Raw genomic sequence first — 21,775 nt, forward strand, 5'->3', positions numbered from 1 at the left:
TTCGCCAACTTGGAAATCTCCGAGAACCCAGCAACCACGCGGGTTTGGGGAAGTTGGCAAGTTGGCAGCGTTGCCAACTTGCCAATCTGCCGACAACTCCGTAACACGTTGATATGTATGGGATTCAAGTTGGCAGGCGTTTGCCAACTTGCCAACGTCTCCGAAAATCGGGGGGAAGTTGGCAGCGGTTTTGCCAACTTGGCTGTGCATGTTCATACGGGCTCCTTGGGGTCGTTCAGGTCGTCTTGGTAAACCCACACCTCGGGGTTCTCGACCGGCAGCGCGGCCCCCGATTGCGGGCATTTGAAGTGGGTGGGCAGCACCGGCAGTTCGCGCAGCGATACTTCGCCGGTATCGGGATCGGGTTCGCCGAGCGGCAAGCGCAAGACCATTCCTTCCACGCACAGGTAGCCGAACTTGGTGCGGGCGGGCGGCAGGCCGTAGTCCGCGGCGTTGCGGAAGTACTTGATGTAGCCCTGGGTCGAGAGCGCGGAGAGGCGCTCGCGGATGGTGCGCTCGCCACCCAGCCCCGCCTTGCCCTCGAAGGATTCGGCGAACTGGTTGGCGGTGTAGCAGCGCCCCTGGGCCGCCTCGTCGAACAGGATCTGCAGGATGGCGTCGCGCTTGCGCCGGCGCTCGGCATCGAGCCGCTCGCCGTAGTCCCTCATCACCAGCCGCGCGTTGGCATCCACCTCCCGCCACTCGCCGCGGATCTTGTCCACGTGCATCGAGGGGATGGCCGCGCCGTTGCGCAGTTCGAAGATCAGCTGGCGCGTGGTGCGCGTCTCGTCCGGGCGAAACAGCAACATGCCGGTGGTGTAGTAGCCGCGCAGACTCCCGGCCCCGGCCAGCGCCTGGAACGGGTCTTCCTCGAACTGTTTCTTGCCGAGCTTCTTGGTGTGGTGGGCCAGCACGATGCCCGCGTCCGGGTTCACCGCATCGCGCAGGCGCTCGACCCGCTGCGACAGGAAGAACAGCATGGCGGCGTTGTCGTTCTCGCCGCCGGCGTCCCCGCCGTCGAAGACGTTGCGAATAGGGTCGATGGCGATGATGTCCGGCAGCTCGTCGCCGAATGCCTGCTTGATCGCGGGGATGACCTGGGCCAAGCCGGCGTCGTCCAGGATCAGCCGCAGCTGCGGCGTGGCGACGAAGTTGACGCGCGCCGCACCGATGCGACTGGGCGGCAGGCGGATTTCCTTCACGCGCTCGCGCAGGTAGTGGTACTGCACCTCGGCCTGCAGGTAGAACACCCGCAGCGCACGCGGCGGCTTCATGGCGAGGAAGGTGGCGCCCGCCGCCATGTGCGTGAGCCACGCGAGCAGAAAGTCACTCTTGCCGACCTTGGGCGCGCCACCGAACACCAGCAGCCCGCCGGGTGTGAGCACGCGCGGTGCGATGAGATCGGGTGGCAACGGGGAGTCGTCGTCGAGCAATGCGCCCAGAGTGAAGGTCGGCAATGCCCGCGCCGCAGCCTTGACGAGCCTGCGCTCGCCCTCACGAATGAAGGCGGCGCAGTTGAACCCTTCGGCCACGGCATCGGCCGCATCCCATTTGTCGGGTTTGTCGGTCGGCGGAACGAGAATGACGACCGACGCCGCGCCCGCCGTCACGCAGGCGCGGGCAGCGTTCTCCGCGTAGTCCCAGCCGGGGGCGTCACGATCCGGCCAGATGATCACGTGCTTGCCGGCGAGCGGCGACCAGTCGGTCTTGTCGACCGGTGCCCGCGCACCGTTCATCGCCGTGGTCGCCGTGATGCCGGCGTCGATCAGCGCCGAGGCGGCCTTCTCACCCTCGGCCAGCACCACCTCGCGCGCCTTGGCGACCGCCGGCAGGTTGTAGAGCGGACGCGGGTCGGGAGCGCGCCACATGCGGGCGCGCACGTCCCAGGGGCGGTACTCCTTGCCGGTGGGCGGGTCGTAGCGATAGACGCAGGCGATGAGCCGGCCGTCCGCCGTGAGGTAGTCCCACTTGGCGGTGTAGGGGCCGAGTTCGTCGACAGGCGCGCTGCGAATGTTGGATCGAGGTTCGGGATGGCGAGTGGGCGGTGCGATCCCGAGCCATTGACGGATTTCCTCCGCGATCCGAGGGAAGTCGTGCCGCGCGGAAAGTCCACGGGATCGCGCCCACAGATCGATGACGTCGCCGCCTTCGTCGGTCGCAAAATCCTTCCACAGCCCACGTCGTTCGCCGTCGAGCTCCACCACCAGGCTCTTGCCGCGATTGCCGTCGATGTCTCCGACGTAGAACTTGCAGCCACGGGTGCGGCCCTGTGGGAACAGGTAGAGCAGCACGGCCTCCAGGCGATCGAGCAGCCCTCGGCGGAGCGCGTCGGTATCCGGGAGTGCCATTCCCTGCTGTTCGGGCGCGTCGTTGTAGTCGAGCCAAATGACGTCTGCCATCAAGCCGGCCCCCAACACCGGTCCTGCCATGGACACGACTTGCACTCGAAGTGGGTGGACGTGGTGGCATGACGGGGCAGCAGCTCGCCGGCTTCGGTGGCGGTGATGACGCGCACGGCCCGGTCCGACATGCGCTGCGCGATCCCGCCGTCGAACGGCACGAGCTCGAACCAGATCTCCTCGCTGTCCTTGTTGATGGCGGTGAACAGCGCGGGATTGCTCGCGATGCCAGGCACGGTGCCTTCCATGTAGGCCTGGTAGACGGCGAGCTGGGCGGCATAGATCGGTTTGGCGCGCGCCACACCCTGCTTGACGGTCTCGCGCCAGGACTTGTCGTTCATCGTCTTGCACTCCCACAGCGCGGGGTAGGCAAGCCCGATGTCGGCAGGGCCGGCGGCCAGGATGCCGTCGACGTGTCCCTGGATGCGACCGCCGGCGACGGAAAAACCGAACTGTCCGCCGTCGGCCTTGCGCGTGTAGAGCTCGAAGCCGGCCAGGCGCAGCCAGCGGATCGCGAGATCCTCCAGGACATGGCCGACCTCGAACACGCGCAGCACCCGCCCGGGCAGCTCGCGCCCGGGATCGACCGGCGCCTGGACGTACTCGTATTGCAGGGCACGCTCGCAGGCGACGCCGAGGCGCGACGCACCGAGGTAACTCCGGGATACCTGTGCTGCCCGTTCGCGCGCCAGTGCTTCGTCGATGACAGCGTTGACGCGCTCGTGGAACCTTGGGCGGTGGTTGTAATCGAGCATCACCGCCTCCTCAAAACGGCACATCGTCGGGCGTGAGCTCCCGCAGGTTGTCGAAGTAGGCCGTGAGCACCACGTCGACCAGTTGCAGGACCTCCTCGCGGCGGTAGGCCGACAGCGGCCGGTCCATGCCGATGGACGCGACGTACTCGCCGAGGTGGGGAAGGACGGCCTCCATCGCGGCCTTCTCGTTATTGGTGGGATCGATCACGACGCCGCCTCCCGCCTTCAGTCGTTGTAGATGAATGTCCTGGCAGCGCATCGAGCAGAAGCGCTTGAACAGGGGCTTGCCGTCCGGCGCACGCGGGCCGTTCCTCGGTGACAGCCAGCAGAAGCCGCGTCCCTCTCGTCCGCAGATCGCGCATATCACGCCGCCCTCCGGTGTTCGTCGTTGGCCGCCAGCACGAGGCGCTGGATCGACGACTTGTTGAACTGGAAGGCGAGCAGTACCGAGGCCTGATAGCGCGTGAGTCCGAAGTCGGCCCGCAGGACAGGCGGCAGATAGCGGAGCTGCTTCTCGGAGGGCGGCTCGTTGAGCCAGCGGCGGGTCTTGTGGGCGGTGTCGAGGGACTCGTTGTCGTTGAGCCAGTCGTCCGCCTTGGCCATGCAGACGGTGCGATCGCCCACCGCCAGCAGCCGAGGCTGCAGATCCTTGCCGCCACCGACCGCATGCCAGCGGCCGTTGAGGAAAAAGATGCCGCCCCAGGCACCGAAGCCGGTGGCCATCAAGGCGTCGTCGCAGCCGAAGAGATCGCACCAGCGAAAGTTGGAGCGCTTGAGCAGATCGATCTCCGTCATGACGAACTCGTCCAGCGCCTCTGCCTGCTCCGTTTCTTCGCGGGTCCACTCGAAGCCGCACAGGGGACACTCGCGGCAGCCGAGCGGGACCAATGCCTCGCAGGAGGGGCAATCCTTGGTCGGCGCCTCGCCCTGGCGCTGGTGGCCGTCCAGGTTGGCCTCCTGCTCCAGAGAACCGTGCATGAGCGTCGCAGTGCCGAAGTCGAGGACGATGCAGTCGGTCTTGACCACGCCGGGATGCTCGGCCGGATCGACGGTGCGCAGCCCACGACCGATCATCTGGGTCAGCGTCGACTTGTGCGAGCTCGGGCGCAGCAGCACCACGCAGGAGGTGGGCGTGTAGTCGTAGCCTTCGGTCAGCACCGCCACGTTGACCACGACCTGGGCATCGCCGGTCTCGTACTCGGCCAGGCGGGTTGCGCGCTCGGCATCCGACAACTCGCCGTGAATCAGTACGGCGCGGATGCCGGCGGCGACGAACGCCTCGGCCACGCACTGCGCGTGTGCCACGGTCGAGCAGAACACGATGGTCTTGCGCTCACCGGCCTTCTCGCGCCAGTGGCGGATCACCGCATCGGTGATCGGCGTCTTGTTGAGGATCGCCTCCACCTCGGTCATGTCGAAGTCGGTGGCGGTGCGCCGCACCTGAGCGAGGGCCGATTGCGCGCCGACATCGATGACGAAGGTGCGCGGCGGCACCAGATGGCCCGAGGCGATGAGCTCGCCCAGGGTGATCTGGTCGGCCACGTTGCTGAAGACCTCGCGCAGTCCCTTGCCGTCGCTGCGCGCGGGCGTGGCGGTGGCACCGAAGATCTGCGCCCGGGGGTTGCGCGACAGCACGCGGTCGATTACGCGCCGGTAGGAGGGCGAGGCAGCGTGATGCGCCTCGTCGACCACCAACAGATCGAGCGTGGGCATCGCGTCGAGATGAGCGTCGCGCGAGAGCGTCTGCACCATCGCGAAAGTGGCGCGCCCGGCCCAGGACTTCTCCTTGGCATCGAACACCGAGGTGGTGATGCCGGGATTGACGCGGCCGAACTTCTCCCGGTTCTGACCGGTGAGTTCATCGCGGTGGGCGAGGATGCAGGCCTTTGCGTCGGGCTCGTCCAGCACGCTGCCGGCCACCGCCGACAGCATGATGGTCTTGCCCGAGCCGGTGGGACCGATGGCCAGGGTGTTGCCGTGCTGGTGCAGCGCCGCGAGTGAGCGCTCCACCAGCAGGGCCTGACGGGGACGAAGCATCATGACGGCAGTCCCCCTTACTGCGCCCAGCTCGGGCGGCCCGAGACTGGGGCGCGACCGGTGGCCTGGGCGTAGGCGTTCGCGGTGGTGGATGCCGGGGAGGTGGCAGGCGCGCTACCCATCCGCGCGGCGTAGTCCTTGTGATCGGGCTGGATCGCCTGCTTGATGACGGCCTTGTCCTGACCGTGCTGATCCTTCTCCCAGTCGACTTTGCCGAGGAACTCGATGCCGTCGAGATCCGCGAAGCCTGCAATGCGCCGCGCGTTCTGTGCCTGGGGACTGGCATCGCCCGGATGGACGCCGCGCGCGGAGTTGAGGATCGCCTTGACGAAGGCGCGGCCCATGTTCGCCCACTCCGGGCCCTTGGGGCTGTGGAGGCCGATCAGCGACCACATCTTGCGGCGGGCGTACTCGCCCTCCATCACGACGAACTCGCAGTTGAGGTACACCGAGCCGGTGTTGTCGTTGCGGGTCGCGTAGCCGCCGGTCCACCCCTGGCTCGCATCATCGAAGCCGCCGGGACGGATGGTCATGCGCACGCGCACCAGCGTGCCTTCGGGGATCAGGTCGAACGAGGACTGCTCGTTGGCGTCGTTGAAATCGAAGTAAGTCATGGCGTAGCTCCTTATTGCTGCGCGGATTCGGAAGGCGCGGGGCGCGCGAAATCGAGGCGTTCGAGAGCGGGGCGGGCAGGGCCGGTGATCTTGGTCATCAGCCGGCCGAGGTGCGGCTCCTCGATCTGGTCGAGGCGCCCGGAACGATCCTTGGCGGGGTAGCCCCAGGGGTTGAGCGTGTGGCAGACGAAGGCGCGATAGGCGGTGCCGTCGTCGGCCTTGAGCTCGGCGAGCGTCACCACTTCGTCGACGATGCCGGGTAGTTCCAGCCCGGTCTTGGAACCGTCGATCTGCAGCTGGAAGACGCGGCGATTGAAGTCGTCGAGCCGCTCGTCGAGGATGCCGACGAACCAGACGTTCTTGCCCCGGGTGTGCTGCAGGTGGGTGAGCCAGGCGATCATCTCCTGGCCCATCAGGCCGTAGGCCCCGCGCGTGTCCGGCTTGCCGGTCTTCTCGGAGAAGGCCTGCGGCTGGCCCTTGCACCACTGCAGGCACAGGCGCCCGGCGACGGTGATCGAGTCGACGAACACGGTCTCGTACTTGTCGAGCACGGACGGATCGCCGAAGCGGGCGCAGACGGCGTCGAAGTGCGCCTGGCTGAACGGTTGCTCGTCGCGCAGCGCCGGATTCGGGCCGCCGATGAACACCGCGAAGTCGCGGCATTCCTGCCAGGTGCGCGGCCGGATCGTGTCGCCGGCCCATCCTTCGACGGCGAGATCGCCCGCCTCGAGGTCGAAGAACAGGGTGGCCTCGGGCGTCAGCGTCCAGAGCTGCGAGGTCTTGCCGATACCGCTCTTGCCGACCAGCACGCCCTTGACGCCGCGCTTCTCGGCCAGGCGCTGGTCGGCGGAGATGATGGGGAGGTTCATGCGCGGCCCTCCTTGTCGGAGAAGGCCTGCTCGATGCGGTACGCGCCGAGTGCGCCGCGCTTGCGGGCGAGGTCGTAGAGTTCGCGCAGGGCATTCATGCGGCGGCTGATCGGCCGGACCTCGTTTTCGAGGGCGATGACGGCGAAGGCGATCTCATCCAGGGTGGCGCTTTCGAGCGGCACCTCGATACCATCCGCGCGGACCGTGGCCGGAAGTTCGTCCAGCAGGTAGGGATGCTTGTTTTTCAGCTTCTCGAGCAAAGTGCGGTTCTTGAACATGGCGGTCACTCCTTCATCAGGGCGAGACGGAAGCCGGGCTTGCCGGTCTTGAGCGTGCGGGCGGGTGCGAAGGCGCTCTTCAGCGACTCCGGCCAGGCGTTGAACTTGGTTTCCGAGACGCGGTAGCTGATCTCGACGTACTCGGTCGGGTCCTCGCCGCCGTTGGCGATGCGGCGGACGACCTCGGCAAGCCGCTGCTGATCCCACTCGATCCGCTTGGGCAGGTCGGCGGTGATGCGCACATGGCCGTCATCGAAATGCACGACGCCGGTGTCCTTGCCGGCGGCCAGGCGCAGGGCATGGGCGCGGTCGGCGTACTTCAGGTCGAGCGCTCGGTCGATGTGCTCGACGATGGCGCGGGCCACCGAGAGCAGATCGGCGGCATCGTTCTTCAGCTGAAACAGCGCCTCGCTTTGCAGCGCGGCGAGATCGCCGGCGGGCGTGGCGAGGACCTGATCGGGCGTGAGGCGGCTCATGCGACACCTCCCGCGCTGGCACGCTCGGAGGTGCTCTTGCGCAGGCACTCCGCTTCGTAGGACTCGACGTCCTCGACGCGGTAGAGCACGCGGCCTTGGATCTTCAGAAAGACCGGCCCGATCCCTTCGGAGCGCCAGCGTTCCAAGGTGGCTTCGCTGACGCCCCAACGGTCGGCCAGTTGGCGTTGGTTGAGGTGTTTGATACTCACGGTTCGCTCCTTACGGGTTGTTGTGGAAACGTGAGGTCATTCTGGTTTTCAGGGGGTGGGCAAACCGGCGGGTAAAGCGGGCAGGATTGGCGGGCAGATCGTGCAAATCGGCCTTCGCAGAGCCAGAAAGAAAAAGGCCCGGAGTTTTTGGCTCCGGGCCTTGCTGGGGGATGGAAATGGGGGGCGGTCAGCCGCGAGGCGGGAACGGGTCCTTGCCGTAGGTGTTGCGCTCGCGAATCTTTCCATCCGTGCCTTGGATGAATACCTCGCTGCCCTGGTTGCGCGCGATGTCGCGTGCGCGCTCGAAGGCTTCCTGTTGCGTATCGTGCGTAGAGGTCAGGCGGTCGTTGCCTTCCCCCCGGACACCCCATTTGTCGCCGTTGCGGACGACCCACTGGTTCTTACCACTCATGTCATTCACCTCATCGAAATCAAAGTTGCACTGCCGGATAAAAGGATTGAGCTTTTCTGTGCGCATCACTTCCTTTGGTCGTCGGCGTATTCGGGTTTGAGCCAATAGTGGCCGTCGGTGTCGTGGGCGACGAAGGTGCGGTAGACCGCCTTGTGCCGCTTGAAGATGTCCGCGCCCTTGCACTTGTCGACATCGATCTCCAGGGCGTCGGCGATGGTGCGTTTGTGGACGGGATCGCCAGCAGCCCGCTGAAGCACGGAAAGAAAACCGCAGACTTGGGGTGACAGCGCGTGCCGCCCACCGTCGATCAGTGCGATGCGACCGGAGTGCATCAGCCGCAGGGAGGTTTCCGAATCCGGTTCGCCGATCCCGACGGAGCCGTCGAGGTATGCGTCGAGATTTTCGATGACGAAGCCGGCCTTGCGGAGATGCGCCACGGCACGTAGCGGAACGATGAGATGGCCAGAAGCGTGGATGGTTTGAGCGACGTCAGCTGTGGTGGTGAGCAGGACGCCGCAGCCGGGTGCGCAGGCAGTGCGCAATCGATGGTCGATGGAGGGCATCAGGACCGGATCGTCTAGCTTCCGGCCGAAGAAGACAGTGCGCCGCTTTCGTCGATGTTCGATCTCGCCCAGGCGCCACAGCGCTGTCGGAACCAGCTCTTCGTGTTGATAGCGTCCCGCAAGGCCCAGGGCGGAGGCGAGCCACCGGACGATGCGCGTGGTGTCCACCCTGAGCCATGTCACTTGATCACTGGCCAGATCAACCCAGCCGCAGTCCGTGCAGTACCCCTGGCGACGTCCTTGCTCGAAGCGAATCCCCTCCAAATCGCCCATTCCGCACCAGGGACAGAGGATGCTTGATCCGACACCATCACTCGCCCCGAGGGCACCGAGGTCGAGGAGATGCCGATAGGCATCCATCTGTCCGGAATACCGGGCGGCATCCGGATGGAGGTTTCCATCGGATTCCTCGACGAGCCCGCAGAGCAGGCCGAAGGCGATGTCGTTGCGTGCTTTCACGGCGTCTCCTACGCGACCAGGGCCAGTTCGACCTCGGTCGGTTCGGAAACGCGCCACGCACGCAGGAGGCTCTCGGCGAGCTTGGCATCCTCCTCTCCCATGTCCTGGAGGTTGGAGATGCCAGATTGCTTGAGGTCGATGTTCAGTACGCGGCCGCGCTTGCCCACCTCGGCAGGGGCGAAGTAGATGCTGATAAGGGCCTCGACGATATTGAACGGACCGCGGAACAGGTCGTGATCTTTCAAGTGGGCGCTCGATGCAGTGAGTGCGCAGGGTTCGGACTGATCGGCCGGTACGCCCACCCAGAAGTCGCAGACAGGCGCCTTGGTGCTCCTGAGCCGGGCACGGCGGAGGCGGATGCGATTGATGCCGTGGGCGGCGAGGTCGATGTCGCTGTCCTCCGGAAGGTCCAGGCCGTGCCGCAGGCGGTTGAGATAGAACATCGGCTGCTTCACCGCCTCGGGCTTGACCTCCTGTTTCAGCAGATGGCGTGCGAAGAGCGTCACCAGCGGCTGGTGGACCTTGGCGCCGCCCCGGCCGACGGTGTCGACGATGCCGGATGCGGGGAAGTAGACCAGCGCGAGATTGGTCGCCGGGCGGGTCGTCCGGCGGCGCATGCCCTCCTCGACGAACTCCACCAGATCGTTGGGATCGTCCTCCACGTAGACGCTGATCTGGACGCCGCCGTCCAGGTGACGATCGCAGACGTCCACGTGGCAGGCGCGCCGCGGCCCTTTACGCTTGGATAGCACCTCGGACAAGGCGGCCTGCAATCCCTCGATGTCGGCAGCCTCTCGGGACACCGGCTCGGTCACCTTGATGGCTTGCCGTTTCCACGACCGCTTGCCGACGCCGAGATCGAATTGGAGCAGCGCCTCCGCCGTCATGAAGGTGGTCGGCCAGTTCACCAGCACCCACAAGGCCCGTTCGGCGTGGTTGCGCAGTTTTCCGAAGTCCTCCCGAATAGCCGCGTCGTTGTCGCTGGCGTTGAGGATCGCATCGATGCCTTTCTGGGTCGCGAGGGCGTGGACATGGCGCAGCTCGGCGTGCAGCAGGGCCTGTTGATCCGGTTCGAGTTCCTCCAAGAGGGTGATCAGGGCATCGGAAAATGCCTTTTCCTCGGCGCTCCAGTCGAAAGATTCGGGGATGGCGATGGAGCGGGAGGACAGATAGGCCTGCCAAGTGGAGGCGGGAACCTGGCGGGCGAGGTGGCGAGGGTTGAACGCGGTCATGCCATGCATCTCCTATACAGACGGAAGGTGCCCGGCATGCCGTCACGTCCCAACAAGGACGCGGGCGTTCGGTGTGCCGAACGATTCGGATTGTCTCGGAGTAATGCGGGGTTTGTCAAGCAGGTACGAAAACGTTCGGTCTGGTGGTAACATCTTCGGACTGACGCAGAACGTTTAGGAGAGTCCAGTGCCATCGCCCTTGGGGGACAAGATCCGCGCCTTGCGGAAGCAGAAGCGGCTCAGCCTCGAGCAGCTGGCCGAACTGACCGACTCCAGCAAGAGCTACATCTGGGAGCTGGAGAACAAGGACGATCCGAAGCCATCGGCCGAGAAGATCGGAAAGATCGCAGCCGCGCTGGACGTCACCACGGAGTTCCTGTTGACCGAGTCCGTGACCACGCCGGACGAGGAGGTGCTCGACGAGGCCTTCTTCCGAAAATACAAGAGCATGTCCGAGCCGGACAAGAAGAAGATCCGCAAGATTCTCGACGCGTGGGAAGATGAATGACAGAGGCGAAAAAGCCCATGGCCGAGGCCAACCGCATCTCGGCCATGCTCAACATGGTTCCGGGCGCGGATCGGTTTCCGGTCAAGGTCGATGAGCTCGCCCTGGAGTACTCGCGCCAGTGTTTCGCCGACTCGCCGATCGACAAGATCCGGGGGGAGGATCTGGACGGCTTCGACGGCCTTCTGGCGGCCAACAAGACGCGGTCGAAGTGGCTGATCCTCTACAACAGCGCCACTCCATCGGAAGGCCGCAAGCGCTTCACGATCGCGCACGAGTTCGGTCACTACATCCTGCACCGCCATCAGCAGGATCGTTTCGAGTGCGGCGACGACGACATCGAGACCGGTGACAACGACGAGCGGCACATCGAGGCCGAGGCGGATCTTTTCGCGTCCACCCTGCTGATGCCGCTGGACGACTTTCGGCGCCAGGTCGACGGGCAGCCGGTCAACTTCGATCTGCTGGGTCACTGCGCCGACCGCTACGGCGTCTCGTTGACTGCGGCAGCTCTGCGCTGGACCGAGATCGCGCCCAAGCGAGCGGTGCTGATCGCCAGCCGCGACGACCACATGCTGTGGGCCAAGTCGAACAAGGCGGCCCTCAGGTCCGGCGCCTATTTCGCGACCCGCAGGAACACCATCGAACTACCGCACGATGCTCTGGCGCACAGCTACAGCGCCTTTGACATGGCCGACAGCCGGACGGGGCGTGCGCAGTCCTGGTTTGCCCGTGAACCTGCCAGCATGCCGATCACCGAAATGACCCGCGTCGCGGGCCAGTACGACTACACGCTGACACTGCTACTGCTGCCGGAAGCGGAGTGGCAGGGGGCACATCATGACGACGAAGAGCCGGAGGAAGACACCTACGATCGCTTCATCCGCAACGGCCAGTATCCGGTGCGGTAGCTCATGGCGGATCGATCATGAGCGCCCACAAGTGGCAATTCGCCTCCCGTTTCCGCCGTCATGCGTTCGGCTGGCGATCCGACACGCCGGTGCAGCGGATCAAGGAAGCCATCGCGGAGATCAAGCAGGTCGCCCGCAAGGAGCCTGTGCTCGCGGCTGAGGGTGCCATCACCTTGCTGGAAAAGCTCTCGCCGGCCCTGGAACAGGTCGACAGTTCATCGGGCGCCCTGGGTTCGGCCGTCAACAAGGCCATCGACACCCTGGTGCCGATCATCGTCAAAGCGGATGTCGAGCCACAATTGCGGCAACGCTGGCTGGAGCGTTTGTGGCAGGCGCTGCAAGACGACGAAATGCCCTACATCGAACTGCTGGGCGACTACTGGGGCGAATTGTGTGTGACGCCGGAACTGGCATCGCACTGGGCCGACGAGTTCATGCCTGTCGTCGAAAGCGTGTGGAGCCCGAAGGCGCCCGGCCACGGATTCTTCAAGGGCACCAGCGCCTGCCTGGCATCCTTGTACGCCGCAGGCCGCCACCAGGAACTACTGGCGCTGATCGACAAGGCCCCATTCAAGTGGTGGCACGATCGGCGCTGGGGAGTGAAGGCACTGTCGGCGATGGGCAGGAAGGCGGAGGCGATCCGCTATGCCGAGGAATCACGTGGTCTCAATGACCCGGGGTGGCAAATTGCGCAAGCCTGCGAGGCCCTCCTGTTGTCCTCCGGATTGACCGACGAGGCCTACCGGCGTTACGCCTTGGAGGCGAATCAGGGCACAACGAACCTGGCGACGTTTCGTGCCATTGCCAAGAAGTATCCCAACACGCAGCCGGAAGAGATCCTGCGCGACCTGATTGCCAGCACGCCCGGCGCCGAGGGCAAATGGTTTGCCGCCGCCAAGGACGCGGGGCTGTTCGCCCTGGCTGCTGAACTGGCGACACGTAGTCCGACCGATCCGCGTACCTTGACCCGCGCCGCCCGCGACTTTGCCGTGAAGCAGCCTGACTTCGCACTCGCCGCCGGCCTGGCCGCGTTGCGCTGGATCTCCCTTGGACATGGCTACGACATCACCGGGGCTGATGTGCTCGATGCTTATTCGGCAGTCACACAGGCGGCGGCAGGCGCAGGCGTCCCTGCCCAGCGCGTCAACGAGCAGATCCGGGAAATGATCGCCAGCGCTCAGCCCGGAGATTCGCTGGTGAAGACGATCCTCGCCCGTCATTTATCGGGCTGACAGGAACCGGCTTTTCGCCACAGCCCGCATCAGTCCGCACGCCTCCGAAACTCCCTCATGGTGTCGGCGGCAGTCCGTCCTGACAATTTCGCTTCATGCGAGTTGGACAGACAGACAGGACCGCTACCGATGCATCGATTCAACCATCTACCACCCGACCAGATGACGCCGGAACAGCGTCGGCGTGAGATTGCGTCACTGCTGGCGAACGGATTGGTGCGCTTGCGCAACGGAGGTGCTGCGCAGTCCGCAAACATGGCCGCAGAGAGCGAGTTTGAGCTTGGCTTCTCCGGCAACCAGCGCGTTCATTCAGACCCCGTCAACAAGACAACTACGGAGTCAGAATGAGCACGTCGAAAGAGATATTTTCACCGCCGCCATCGGTGGCGGCGCAAATCGCCCGATTGCCCGAGCTGCCGATGGCCGAGATCAGGGCGCTCTGGAAAAAGCTGGTCGGTGAGGACGCGCCCACGCACAACCGTCAGTTCCTTGAGCGACGCATCGCGTACCGGCTGCAGGAAGCAGAATTTCGCAAGGCCAATGCCGGCCTGCTGGATCGCAACAAGCGGCGGATCGCCGATCTGGTGGAAACCGGCAAGGTCAGGAAGCGCGACCGCGATTATCGGCCGGCGGCCGGCACGGTGCTGACCCGGGAATACAAGGGCGTCGAGTACAGGGTTGTCGCTACCGCCGATGGTCAGTACGAATTCCAGGGGCGCACCTTCGCCAGCCTTTCGATGATCGCCCGCGAGATCACGGGCACACGATGGTCCGGTCCGCTGTTCTTCGGACTCAAGCCGTCGGCCAATCCCAAGCCCGGTACCAGGAAGGGAGGCCGGCGATGAGCGAAGTCTTGAAGCGTCGCATGCGCTGTGCGGTCTACACGCGCAAGTCCACGGACGAGGGCCTGGACCAGGAATACAACTCCATCGATGCACAGCGCGACGCGGGCCATGCCTACATCGCCAGCCAGCGCGCCGAGGGCTGGATTCCGGTGGCCGACGACTACGACGATCCTGCGTTCTCGGGCGGCAACATGGACCGGCCGGCGCTCAAACGGATGTTGGCGGACATCGAGGCCGGCAAGATCGATGTGGTCGTCATCTACAAGATCGACCGTCTGACACGCAGTCTGGCGGACTTCTCCAAGATGGTCGAAGTGTTCGAGCGGTACGGGGTGTCCTTCGTCTCGGTCACGCAGCAGTTCAACACCACCACCTCGATGGGGCGGCTGATGTTGAACATCCTCCTGTCCTTTGCCCAGTTCGAGCGGGAGGTGACCGGCGAGCGTATTCGCGACAAGATCGCCGCCAGCAAGCGCAAGGGCATGTGGATGGGCGGCGTGCCGCCACTCGGCTACGACGTCGAAAACCGGCGGCTGGTCCCGAATGAGCAGGAGGCCAAGCTGGTCCGGCACATCTTCCAACGTTTCGTCGAGCTCGGCTCCAGCACGATGCTGGTCAAGGAGTTGAGGCTGGACGGTGTGACCTCGAAATCCTGGACCACGCAAGACGGCAAGGTCAGGGAAGGCAAGCTGATCGACAAGAGCCTGGTGTACAAGCTGCTCAACAACCGCACCTACCTTGGCGAGCTGCGCCACAAGGAGCAGTGGTACCCGGCCGAGCATCCGCCGATCATCGACCGGGAGCTGTGGGATCGGGCGCACGCCATCCTGGCCACCAACGGCCGGGTCCGCGGCAACACCACGCGGGCGACCGTGCCCTATCTGCTCAAGGGCATCGTGTTCGGCAACGATGGCCGGGCACTGTCGCCCTGGCACACCACGAAAAAGAACGGGCGTCGCTATCGCTATTACGTCCCGCAACGAGACTGCAAGGAATATGCAGGGGCGTCCGGGTTGCCGCGCCTGCCGGCTGCCGAGCTGGAATCGGCGGTCCTCGACCAGTTGCGCGCAATCCTGCGCGCGCCTGATCTCCTGGGCGAGCTGTTGCCGCAGGCGATCGAGCTCGACCCGACCCTGGACGAAGCGCAGGTCACGGTGGCCATGACCCGGCTCGACGCGATCTGGGATCAGCTGTTCCCGGCCGAGCAGAGCCGGATCGTCCGGCTGCTGGTTGAGAAAGTGATCGTGTCGCCCAACGACCTCGAGGTGCGGCTGCGCGCCAACGGCATCGAGCGTCTGGTGCTGGAGCTGCGTCCCGAGCCCGTCGAACAGCAAGAGGAGGTGCTGGCATGAGCGATATCCGCATCCAGAAGACCGGCGAGCCGGACATCCTGCAGACCAGCGACGGCAGGCTGACCCTGTCGGTGCCGATCCAGATCAAGCGGCGCAGCGGGCGCAAGCTGGTCACGCTGCCGAACGGCGAAACTGCCCCCGTGAGGCCGTGGGATATGACACCGACGCCGCTCCAGTTGGCGCTGGCCAGGGGGCACCGCTGGCTGGCCATGCTGGAGTCGGGGGAAGCGACGTCACTGAAGGAGATCGCCGCGCGGGAGGGGATCGACAACAGCTACGTGAGCCGGATGGTCAATCTGACCACGCTGGCGCCGGACATCGTTGCGGCGATCCTGGACGATACGCTGCCGAATCACGTCACGCTGTTCGACTTGGCGGTGGACCCGCCGGCGCTGTGGGATGAGCAGCACGCGCGGATTGGGTTCTGACGTGGCTTTGCCGCGATGCCGGAGTGACGTTGCAAAACGTCGGTAGATCTCGGAAGTCACCGACATGACGCAACATGCCGTCTCTTCCGCTGGTGATTATCGTTCTGGTCGGCGATCTAAACGATGACTGCGGCAGCTGCTTCAAGCTTAATCAACATGGCGAGCGGTATGGAATGGACAGTCTTGGCTCTTCCGAACGTCAACAGCAGTCGCCGCACGTCGTTTCGCTCAAAGCCTCCCGCAGGAACAGAGAGTTCAACATTCCCAATCAGGCGCAGCGTTTGGGGCACACTTGCCCATTGGCCATTCATCGCGTTCGCTGCCTTTGTGAACTGCAGGACAAGGTGGTCCGGCCGCAGCTGATCACTTGATTGCCGCGCTGCTTCGGCAAGCCACCTTATCGCTGCTCTCATGTCGCCAAGGCGACCCGCCTGGCGAACCTCGTAGAGCGTTTGTGCGTTCATGTCGATCGGGAAATCAATGGCTCGCAAGCTCTCCACCACAGGTGTCCAAGAACCGATCACCGCTCGGTCTGTTTGCACCGCGTGCAAGTGCAATTGCTGCCAATGAGCTTCGACATCAGTGTAGATGGCAGAACCGGTGAGTGTGGCGAGGTACATCGCTGCTTCCAGACTGTAGCCTTTGAAATACAGAAACTGTGCTCCTGCCTCTCCCGGCTCGATCGATTGCAGTAGCGCGTACGGGTCAACGGCAAGCTCAGTCTTCATGTGGGCAATGGCAGACTCGATCTCCGTGTCCGACGCCTGCGACATGTGCTGACGGAACCATTGCCTCAAGGAGTTCTCCGGCAACTGCCGTAGAAGCCGATGGTGGTCGTCTTTGGCGAGCGCATCGAGCAGACCCATGCTCTTTTGGTCCGGCTTCCAGCCCGCAGTGCGCGCCTCTGCCATCTGAAGCGCCGACGTACCGAACAGCGGGTTAAAGTCTCCCGGGTCCGGGATCAGGTGCACATAGCCTGACCGGATGTACGGCTCCAGGATAAGCAACAAAAGCACGTTCTTGAGCGTTTGCGCCTTGTGTTGCGATGGCGACTTCGTTGGGCTGAACTCTGGTTTGATGCGCAGAGGATTGATGAACGGATGAGCAAGAACGACCTCATCGAAGTATGGGAGCCACCCGAGGACCGTCGCCTCGACTGTGCGAGGGTCGGCCACACCAAGGTACACAACACGAAACGCGTTTCTTGTAGCTCTTGGCAATAACTCCGTGAGGTCAGTGTCCTCCGGCCAAAGGCTGCCGAACGCCTCATGGATGCGCTTGACTTGCTCGTCGCTCAGCTCTCGTCGAACATCATCCCAAGACTTTCCGGCCGTCAGCCCTAAGATGTCCTGGACGGCTCGGGTGAGCATGAGATTGCGCTCTCGAATGCCGTAGACATCCCATGATGGACGATCAGCCTCGGGCAGGACCTTGCAGCAATGCTTGAATTTGCGGCCGCTGCCGCAGCCACAAGAATCGTTCGGACCAAGATCAGATTGACGATTCTTGCGCTGCAGGTACTTGTGGGCATCTGAGGTCCTGCCGAATGCGTCCTGGTAGTGCGTTGACCCATCCGCATACCCAACGTAGATCTCGCCGCCGAATCGCCAAAGGTCATCTCGTGGAAGCAGTACTTTCGCGATGTCCTGCCATCCTCCAGCAAATGACGTCTCCGGGTACAACCACTCTTGGTTCGCTGCCGCCAAGTATCTCCGCGCGCAGCTCTTGAGCAGGTGGTTGATTGCGATGACTTCATCTCGCGAGAGCTTGCGCTTTCGGATGAAGGCGTCAGTCCGCACCAGACTCTGCCCACGATACCGAGCGTGTGTTCTCGGTGCGGTCAGGTCGGAAGCTTTTGGCTCCTGCGCATTCTCCAGGTGAGTCAGAATGAGGCACGTGTTTGCGTCGAGCGCAAAGACCGTCTGAGACCCGACCAACTCGATGAGCGGATCTCCGGGGTACGAACATTCAGGCGATGTCGGCGGCAGGGCAGCGTTGTAGATGGTTACGGGATGGTCAGTCACTATGAACTTGACGTCGGATTCTTCTGCGGTAACGATCTCCCGCACCCCTTCCGTCCACATCGTGCAGTGCATGAGGCGCAGACCCTGCATCTCTCGCATGAGTTGCAGTTGGCTCAGCGTGGGGTAGCGCGACTTGATCCAGTCCAGGCCCTTGGGGGTTCGCAGCTTCTGAGCGTCCAGGTACTCGAAGAAGTCCTGGAACGAGTCGTGCATCGTGCCCGTGTCTCCGCCAGCAAAGGCGCGAACTGCCCTGGCTCCCCTTACGTCAATGGAGCCGAAGAGGTACTTCTCGACTTCGTCGTTCACCATCGTGCCGAAGTGCGTGGAGTAGAGGTCGTACTCGTAGAAGCAGTTCTTCGGCCCCCATTTGTGCAGGGCGTTCATGGTCACTGTTCGGCCATCCGCCAGCACCTTTTGCTCTGGCGAGGTATCTAGGTAGTGCAACTGCGACTGGCCGGGCTCAAGGAAGCCACGTTGGTACCACACGGGTACGTAGTGGTTATTCCTGGTAACTTGGTTATGCATAGACCGCTTCCTTTTCCATCGCCGCCGGGCCTCCGACTCGCACCGCCGCCTATCCGGGACAGTGGAATACGTCCTATCTCGTGCGGTCCATCATCGCTCCGGCAACTCCGTCCCCCGATTCATGATTTCCACGTAGCCGTGGTAGCTGAACAGCCGGTTGCGCTTCTGCGCCGTGAGTTCGCGCACGATGTCGAGTTGCTCGAGGTTGGCCAGTGACTTGTTGACGGTCGCTGGCGTCAGGCCGGTTTTCTCGACCAGCCAGTTCGAGGTGGCGAGCGGGTGTTCCATCAGCACCCGGTGAATCTGCAGTGCGGAGGGCGCCGCCCGACCCAGCGTGCCGATCCGGTCGCGATCCTGGTTCGACAGGGCGACGAGCTGCTGCGCCGTCTCCACGGCCTGAGTGGCGGTGACGATCACGGCCTCGGCAAAGAAATCGAGCCAGGTTTCCCAGTCGCCCGTGTCGCGGATGTTGTTGAGAAGTTCGTAGTAATAACGGCGGTGGGTCTTGAAGTAGAGACTGAGGTAGAGCATCGGCTCGCGCAGCACCTGCTGCTCACACAGCAACAAGGTGATCAGCAGGCGTCCCACACGACCGTTGCCATCCAGGAAGGGGTGGATGGTTTCGAATTGCACGTGCGCCAGCGCCGCCTTGATCAGCACTGGTGTCGGCTCCGGTAGATCGTTCAGAAAGCGTTCGAGTCGGCTCATGCAGTCCAGCACTTCCCCGGCTGGTGGCGGCACGAAGGCCGCGTTTCCGGGGCGGGTGCCGCCGATCCAGTTCTGGCTGCGCCGGAATTCCCCCGGCGTCAGCGTGCTGCCGCGGCCCTTGGCCAGCAGCACGCCGTGCACCTCGCGGATCAGTCGTAGCGACAGCGGCAGTCCTTCCTTCAGCAGGCGCAGGCCGTGGTCGAGGGCGGCCACGTAGTTGCTGACCTCGCGCACGTCATCCAGCGGCACGCCGGGTGCCTCGTCCAGTTCGAACAGCAGCAGATCCGAGAGCGAGGACTGGGTGCCCTCGATCATCGACGACAGCACCGCCTCCTTGCGCACGTACATGTAGAGGAACAGCGAGGTGTCGGGCAGCAGCATCGACACGCTGTCGAGCCGGCCCAGCGCCAACAGCGCCTGATCGAACTTGCTGCGCAGCGAGGGCGTCCAGTCGATGGGTGGGTCAGGGGGCAACGGTGCAGGCACGAAGGCACGAGCCTCTTCGCCCACCGTCGAAATGGTCACGTAATGCCCTTGGAGATCCCGTTTCATTCGCGCAGTGCCAGCCTAAAATAAAGTCCGTAGATATTTTACTGTAATACGACAACGTAAAATAAGATGCGCGAAGACGCAAGGCAAATCGGCCTGCCCCAAGCTCAGCTACTGGTTGGGAAGGTGCTCTCCCAGAAGATCCAGTCCCTCCGCCTGCCAATGCCGCAATCCAACCGCTTGATTCGTCCGCGCGTAACTCGTTGATTTGTAATGGCCGTGTTCGCGGCCTTTGCGGACTTCGGGCCAGTTTCAGGGAGCGAGGCCGGAGAGAATAGCGGCCGGGAGAGAGAGGAATGTGGCCCTGGACAGGGCCATGGGCCGGATGCCGAAGTCCGCAGGCTTCCGCAGGAACCCCCAACAACACGCGGGAACTGGCGCGATCAGGCAAGAAAAAACCCCAACCGAGAACGGTTGGGGTTTTGTTATTGGTGGAGCCGGCGGGAATTGAACCCGCGTCCGGAAGCCCTCTACAGACAGTTCTACATGTGTAGTCGATTTATTTGGATTTAACCGTGTGCTTAGCCAACCGACAGGCCGGCACACAGCGATTCACGTAGTTTAAGCATGAACCGTGTGACCCCAGTTCATACCGATTCCTTGAGAATGACACTGCTGCGGTTCAGGATCAGGCTGCTTCGGGGGTTTATGGCCCTAGACAGGGATCCTTAGGAAAGTTGCCCTTCCTCCGCCCGACCCAAGGACAGATCGGTGCAGCGGCTCACCGCTTAAGCGGCGAGAGCGAAACGCTCGTCGTTGGCGTTTATTTGCGTTCCAGTGGTTTAACGAGCTTACTGGTGCTCGACATGCCCTGTGCTGCTTCGCGACCCCCGTCGAAACCGGTACGGCCCCTTGAGGAGGATTGTATCCCATATGGAGCCATGGGGCGGGTTTTCAAGAGGCGGCTCCGGCCGGGGGGATCATGTCGGCAGCAGGCGCCGTATCGCCGGCAGCAAGTCCGGGACCGAGGCGACGACCGCGTCCGCGCCCCAGGCCTCGACAGGCACGCCATCGCCGCAATAGCCGTAGGCGGTGGCGATGGTCTTCATGCCCGCGGCCTTGCCGGCAACGATGTCGCGCTGGTCGTCGCCCACGTACAGGCAATGCCGCGGCGCGACGCCGACTTCCCGCGCGGCGTGCAGCAGCGGTTCAGGATGCGGTTTCGAGTAGGCGGTGGTGTCGCCGCAGACCACGACGGCGCTGTGCTGCTCGAGCGCCAGGTGGCGCACCAGCGGCGTGGTGAAGCGGGTGACCTTGTTGGTGACGATGCCCCATGCCCAGCCCTCCTGGACGAGGCTGGACAGCAATATTTCCACCCCGGGGAAGAGGGAGGTATGCACGGCGATGTTGGCGGCGTAGTCGTCCAGGAACTGCTGCTTGCACGCTTCGTAGCCGGGCGACTCGGGGGTCAGCCCGAGCGCCACGCGCAGCAATCCCCGCGCGCCGTGCGAGGCCATGGGACGCAGTTGCTCGTAGGGCAGGGCGGGCAGGCCCCGGCGCAGGCGCTGCTGATTGGCGGCGGCGGCAAGGTCGGGGGCGGTATCGGCCAATGTGCCGTCGAAATCGAAAAGAACCAGCGGTTTCATGAGCGTATCGTCGCCACCATGTAATTGACGCTGCTGTCGCTGCTCAGTTTGTAGATTTTCGTCAGGGGGTTGTATTCCAATCCCTTGATCGCGACTGCCTCCAGGCCGGCGCCGCGGGCGGCGCCCAACAGTTCGCTGGGGCGGATGAAATGGTCGTAGCTGTGCGTGCCTCGCGGTACCAGGCCCAATATGTATTCGGCGCCCAGTATGGCAAAGGTAAACGATTTTAAATTGCGGTTCAGCGTCGAGAAAAAAACGTGTCCGCCGGGTTTGGCCAGCCTGGCGCAGGCCCGGATGACGGATTCCGGATCCGGTACGTGCTCCAGTAACTCCATGCACGTCACGATATCGAAAGAGCCGGGTTGGTCATCGGCCAACTGCTCCACGCTGATATTGCGGTATTCCACTTTCACGCCGCTTTCCAGGCTATGGAGTTTCGCGACCTTCAGCGATTTTTCGGCCAGGTCGATACCGGTGACCATGGCGCCGCGAGCCGCCATGCTTTCGGCCAATATGCCGCCGCCGCAACCGACGTCCAGCACGGTCTTGTTTCCCAGCCCGTGCGCCATCTGGCTGATCCATTCCAGGCGCAGCGGATTGATGGCATGCAGCGGTTTGAATTCGCTTTCCGGGTCCCACCAGCGCGAGGCCAGGGCGCTGAATTTGGCCAACTCGGCCGCATCGGCGTTGACGGGCCGGGATTCCTGGGCGGTGGTGGTCATGGCGGACTCCAGTTTGGCGGCAAAAAAATAAACCCCGCAGAGCGGGGTTCCAGCCGGCGGTACCCGAAGGATACCGCCGGGATCC

At 63.8% G+C, this 21,775-nt stretch carries 23 protein-coding genes and 1 other RNA gene; 7 read left to right on the forward strand and 17 right to left on the reverse strand.

Annotation, left to right across the window (positions count from 1 at the left end; genetic code table 11):
- Positions 1-212: 212 nt before the first annotated feature.
- From R4823_RS09040 to R4823_RS09095, 12 genes are all read right to left on the reverse strand, one after another.
- Positions 213-2,399: an AAA family ATPase gene (locus tag R4823_RS09040; protein ID WP_338618369.1), complete on the reverse strand. Its 2,187-nt coding sequence runs from the start codon at positions 2,397-2,399 to the stop codon at positions 213-215.
- On the reverse strand, positions 2,399-3,154 hold the full coding sequence (locus R4823_RS09045) for a hypothetical protein (RefSeq protein WP_338618371.1): 756 nt from the start codon (positions 3,152-3,154) through the stop codon (positions 2,399-2,401). Before R4823_RS09045 ends, R4823_RS09040 begins: the two co-directional genes overlap by 1 nt.
- Before the next feature lie 10 nt (positions 3,155-3,164).
- Positions 3,165-3,521 (reverse strand): DUF6511 domain-containing protein, encoded by a 357-nt coding sequence (locus tag R4823_RS09050; RefSeq protein WP_338618373.1) that lies wholly within the window; start codon positions 3,519-3,521, stop codon positions 3,165-3,167.
- Positions 3,518-5,194, reverse strand: a complete 1,677-nt coding sequence (locus R4823_RS09055; protein ID WP_338618374.1) for a DEAD/DEAH box helicase — start codon at positions 5,192-5,194, stop codon at positions 3,518-3,520. Before R4823_RS09055 ends, R4823_RS09050 begins: the two co-directional genes overlap by 4 nt.
- A gap of 14 nt (positions 5,195-5,208) precedes the next feature.
- Positions 5,209-5,805, reverse strand: a complete 597-nt coding sequence (locus R4823_RS09060) for a hypothetical protein (RefSeq protein ID WP_338618375.1) — start codon at positions 5,803-5,805, stop codon at positions 5,209-5,211.
- 11 nt (positions 5,806-5,816) lie between these two features.
- A complete protein-coding gene (locus tag R4823_RS09065; protein ID WP_338618376.1) occupies positions 5,817-6,674 on the reverse strand; it encodes an ATP-binding protein in 858 nt (285 codons plus the stop codon).
- Positions 6,671-6,952, reverse strand: coding sequence for a hypothetical protein (locus R4823_RS09070; RefSeq protein ID WP_338618378.1), 282 nt, complete (start codon positions 6,950-6,952; stop codon positions 6,671-6,673). Before R4823_RS09070 ends, R4823_RS09065 begins: the two co-directional genes overlap by 4 nt.
- A gap of 5 nt (positions 6,953-6,957) precedes the next feature.
- Positions 6,958-7,428 carry a hypothetical protein gene (locus tag R4823_RS09075; protein ID WP_029577219.1) on the reverse strand — a complete coding sequence of 157 codons (471 nt, stop codon included), beginning with the start codon at positions 7,426-7,428 and terminating at the stop codon, positions 6,958-6,960.
- Positions 7,425-7,637: a helix-turn-helix domain-containing protein gene (locus tag R4823_RS09080; RefSeq protein ID WP_029577220.1), complete on the reverse strand. Its 213-nt coding sequence runs from the start codon at positions 7,635-7,637 to the stop codon at positions 7,425-7,427. Before R4823_RS09080 ends, R4823_RS09075 begins: the two co-directional genes overlap by 4 nt.
- A 187-nt stretch (positions 7,638-7,824) precedes the next feature.
- A complete protein-coding gene (locus R4823_RS09085; RefSeq protein WP_338618380.1) occupies positions 7,825-8,115 on the reverse strand; it encodes a DUF2188 domain-containing protein in 291 nt (96 codons plus the stop codon).
- Positions 8,115-9,071 carry a hypothetical protein gene (locus tag R4823_RS09090; RefSeq protein WP_338618381.1) on the reverse strand — a complete coding sequence of 319 codons (957 nt, stop codon included), beginning with the start codon at positions 9,069-9,071 and terminating at the stop codon, positions 8,115-8,117. The genes R4823_RS09085 and R4823_RS09090 overlap by 1 nt, the downstream gene beginning before the upstream one ends.
- Before the next feature lie 8 nt (positions 9,072-9,079).
- Positions 9,080-10,303, reverse strand: a complete 1,224-nt coding sequence (locus R4823_RS09095) for a hypothetical protein (protein ID WP_338618383.1) — start codon at positions 10,301-10,303, stop codon at positions 9,080-9,082.
- A 187-nt stretch (positions 10,304-10,490) separates the two neighbouring features.
- Between R4823_RS09095 and R4823_RS09100 the strand changes: the two genes are divergently transcribed.
- From R4823_RS09100 to R4823_RS09130, 7 genes are all read left to right on the forward strand, one after another.
- Complete coding sequence (locus R4823_RS09100) at positions 10,491-10,811, forward strand: helix-turn-helix transcriptional regulator (RefSeq protein WP_338618385.1); 321 nt, start codon at positions 10,491-10,493, stop codon at positions 10,809-10,811.
- 17 nt (positions 10,812-10,828) lie between these two features.
- Entirely contained in the window at positions 10,829-11,719 is an 891-nt protein-coding gene (locus R4823_RS09105) for an ImmA/IrrE family metallo-endopeptidase (protein ID WP_338618386.1), read from the forward strand.
- A 17-nt stretch (positions 11,720-11,736) separates the two neighbouring features.
- The gene (locus tag R4823_RS09110) at positions 11,737-12,951 is read left to right on the forward strand and encodes a hypothetical protein (protein WP_338618387.1); all 1,215 of its coding nucleotides are present in this window, start codon (positions 11,737-11,739) and stop codon (positions 12,949-12,951) included.
- 129 nt (positions 12,952-13,080) lie between these two features.
- Positions 13,081-13,299: a hypothetical protein gene (locus R4823_RS09115; protein WP_338618389.1), complete on the forward strand. Its 219-nt coding sequence runs from the start codon at positions 13,081-13,083 to the stop codon at positions 13,297-13,299.
- Positions 13,296-13,796: a DUF2924 domain-containing protein gene (locus R4823_RS09120; RefSeq protein WP_338618391.1), complete on the forward strand. Its 501-nt coding sequence runs from the start codon at positions 13,296-13,298 to the stop codon at positions 13,794-13,796. The genes R4823_RS09115 and R4823_RS09120 overlap by 4 nt, the downstream gene beginning before the upstream one ends.
- Complete coding sequence (locus R4823_RS09125) at positions 13,793-15,148, forward strand: recombinase family protein (protein ID WP_338618394.1); 1,356 nt, start codon at positions 13,793-13,795, stop codon at positions 15,146-15,148. The genes R4823_RS09120 and R4823_RS09125 overlap by 4 nt, the downstream gene beginning before the upstream one ends.
- Positions 15,145-15,576 carry a LacI family transcriptional regulator gene (locus tag R4823_RS09130; protein WP_338618397.1) on the forward strand — a complete coding sequence of 144 codons (432 nt, stop codon included), beginning with the start codon at positions 15,145-15,147 and terminating at the stop codon, positions 15,574-15,576. Before R4823_RS09125 ends, R4823_RS09130 begins: the two co-directional genes overlap by 4 nt.
- 116 nt (positions 15,577-15,692) lie before the next feature.
- On the opposite strand, the gene R4823_RS09135 is transcribed toward R4823_RS09130, so the two are convergent.
- The 5 genes from R4823_RS09135 to ubiG form a co-directional block, all read right to left on the reverse strand.
- Positions 15,693-18,125, reverse strand: a complete 2,433-nt coding sequence (locus R4823_RS09135; RefSeq protein ID WP_338618399.1) for a hypothetical protein — start codon at positions 18,123-18,125, stop codon at positions 15,693-15,695.
- A 90-nt stretch (positions 18,126-18,215) separates the two neighbouring features.
- The gene (locus tag R4823_RS09140; protein WP_338618400.1) at positions 18,216-19,307 is read right to left on the reverse strand and encodes a Fic family protein; all 1,092 of its coding nucleotides are present in this window, start codon (positions 19,305-19,307) and stop codon (positions 18,216-18,218) included.
- 504 nt (positions 19,308-19,811) lie between these two features.
- Positions 19,812-20,234: a transfer-messenger RNA gene (gene ssrA / locus R4823_RS09145) on the reverse strand.
- A gap of 68 nt (positions 20,235-20,302) precedes the next feature.
- Positions 20,303-20,968: a phosphoglycolate phosphatase gene (gene gph / locus R4823_RS09150; protein WP_338618402.1), complete on the reverse strand. Its 666-nt coding sequence runs from the start codon at positions 20,966-20,968 to the stop codon at positions 20,303-20,305.
- Positions 20,965-21,690, reverse strand: coding sequence for a bifunctional 2-polyprenyl-6-hydroxyphenol methylase/3-demethylubiquinol 3-O-methyltransferase UbiG (ubiG, locus tag R4823_RS09155; RefSeq protein ID WP_087836636.1), 726 nt, complete (start codon positions 21,688-21,690; stop codon positions 20,965-20,967). Before ubiG ends, gph begins: the two co-directional genes overlap by 4 nt.
- Between the last annotated feature and the right edge of the window lie 85 nt (positions 21,691-21,775).

It is taken from the genome of Pigmentiphaga sp. CHJ604 (assembly GCF_036972535.1).
GTDB classification, from domain to species: domain Bacteria; phylum Pseudomonadota; class Gammaproteobacteria; order Burkholderiales; family Burkholderiaceae_B; genus Pigmentiphaga; species Pigmentiphaga daeguensis.

Coding starts and splice junctions, on each gene's coding strand:
- R4823_RS09045 (WP_338618371.1), bottom strand. CDS start 3,154: ATGCTCGATTACAACCACCGCCCAAGGTTCCACGAGCGCGTCAACGCT.
- R4823_RS09120 (WP_338618391.1), top strand. CDS start 13,296: ATGAGCACGTCGAAAGAGATATTTTCACCGCCGCCATCGGTGGCGGCG.
- gph (WP_338618402.1), bottom strand. CDS start 20,968: ATGAAACCGCTGGTTCTTTTCGATTTCGACGGCACATTGGCCGATACC.
- R4823_RS09135 (WP_338618399.1), bottom strand. CDS start 18,125: ATGCATAACCAAGTTACCAGGAATAACCACTACGTACCCGTGTGGTAC.
- R4823_RS09105 (WP_338618386.1), top strand. CDS start 10,829: ATGGCCGAGGCCAACCGCATCTCGGCCATGCTCAACATGGTTCCGGGC.
- R4823_RS09085 (WP_338618380.1), bottom strand. CDS start 8,115: ATGCGCACAGAAAAGCTCAATCCTTTTATCCGGCAGTGCAACTTTGAT.
- R4823_RS09070 (WP_338618378.1), bottom strand. CDS start 6,952: ATGTTCAAGAACCGCACTTTGCTCGAGAAGCTGAAAAACAAGCATCCC.
- R4823_RS09130 (WP_338618397.1), top strand. CDS start 15,145: ATGAGCGATATCCGCATCCAGAAGACCGGCGAGCCGGACATCCTGCAG.
- R4823_RS09065 (WP_338618376.1), bottom strand. CDS start 6,674: ATGAACCTCCCCATCATCTCCGCCGACCAGCGCCTGGCCGAGAAGCGC.
- ubiG (WP_087836636.1), bottom strand. CDS start 21,690: ATGACCACCACCGCCCAGGAATCCCGGCCCGTCAACGCCGATGCGGCC.
- R4823_RS09110 (WP_338618387.1), top strand. CDS start 11,737: ATGAGCGCCCACAAGTGGCAATTCGCCTCCCGTTTCCGCCGTCATGCG.
- R4823_RS09060 (WP_338618375.1), bottom strand. CDS start 5,805: ATGACTTACTTCGATTTCAACGACGCCAACGAGCAGTCCTCGTTCGAC.
- R4823_RS09075 (WP_029577219.1), bottom strand. CDS start 7,428: ATGAGCCGCCTCACGCCCGATCAGGTCCTCGCCACGCCCGCCGGCGAT.
- R4823_RS09055 (WP_338618374.1), bottom strand. CDS start 5,194: ATGATGCTTCGTCCCCGTCAGGCCCTGCTGGTGGAGCGCTCACTCGCG.
- R4823_RS09115 (WP_338618389.1), top strand. CDS start 13,081: ATGCATCGATTCAACCATCTACCACCCGACCAGATGACGCCGGAACAG.
- R4823_RS09125 (WP_338618394.1), top strand. CDS start 13,793: ATGAGCGAAGTCTTGAAGCGTCGCATGCGCTGTGCGGTCTACACGCGC.
- R4823_RS09040 (WP_338618369.1), bottom strand. CDS start 2,399: ATGGCAGACGTCATTTGGCTCGACTACAACGACGCGCCCGAACAGCAG.
- R4823_RS09095 (WP_338618383.1), bottom strand. CDS start 10,303: ATGACCGCGTTCAACCCTCGCCACCTCGCCCGCCAGGTTCCCGCCTCC.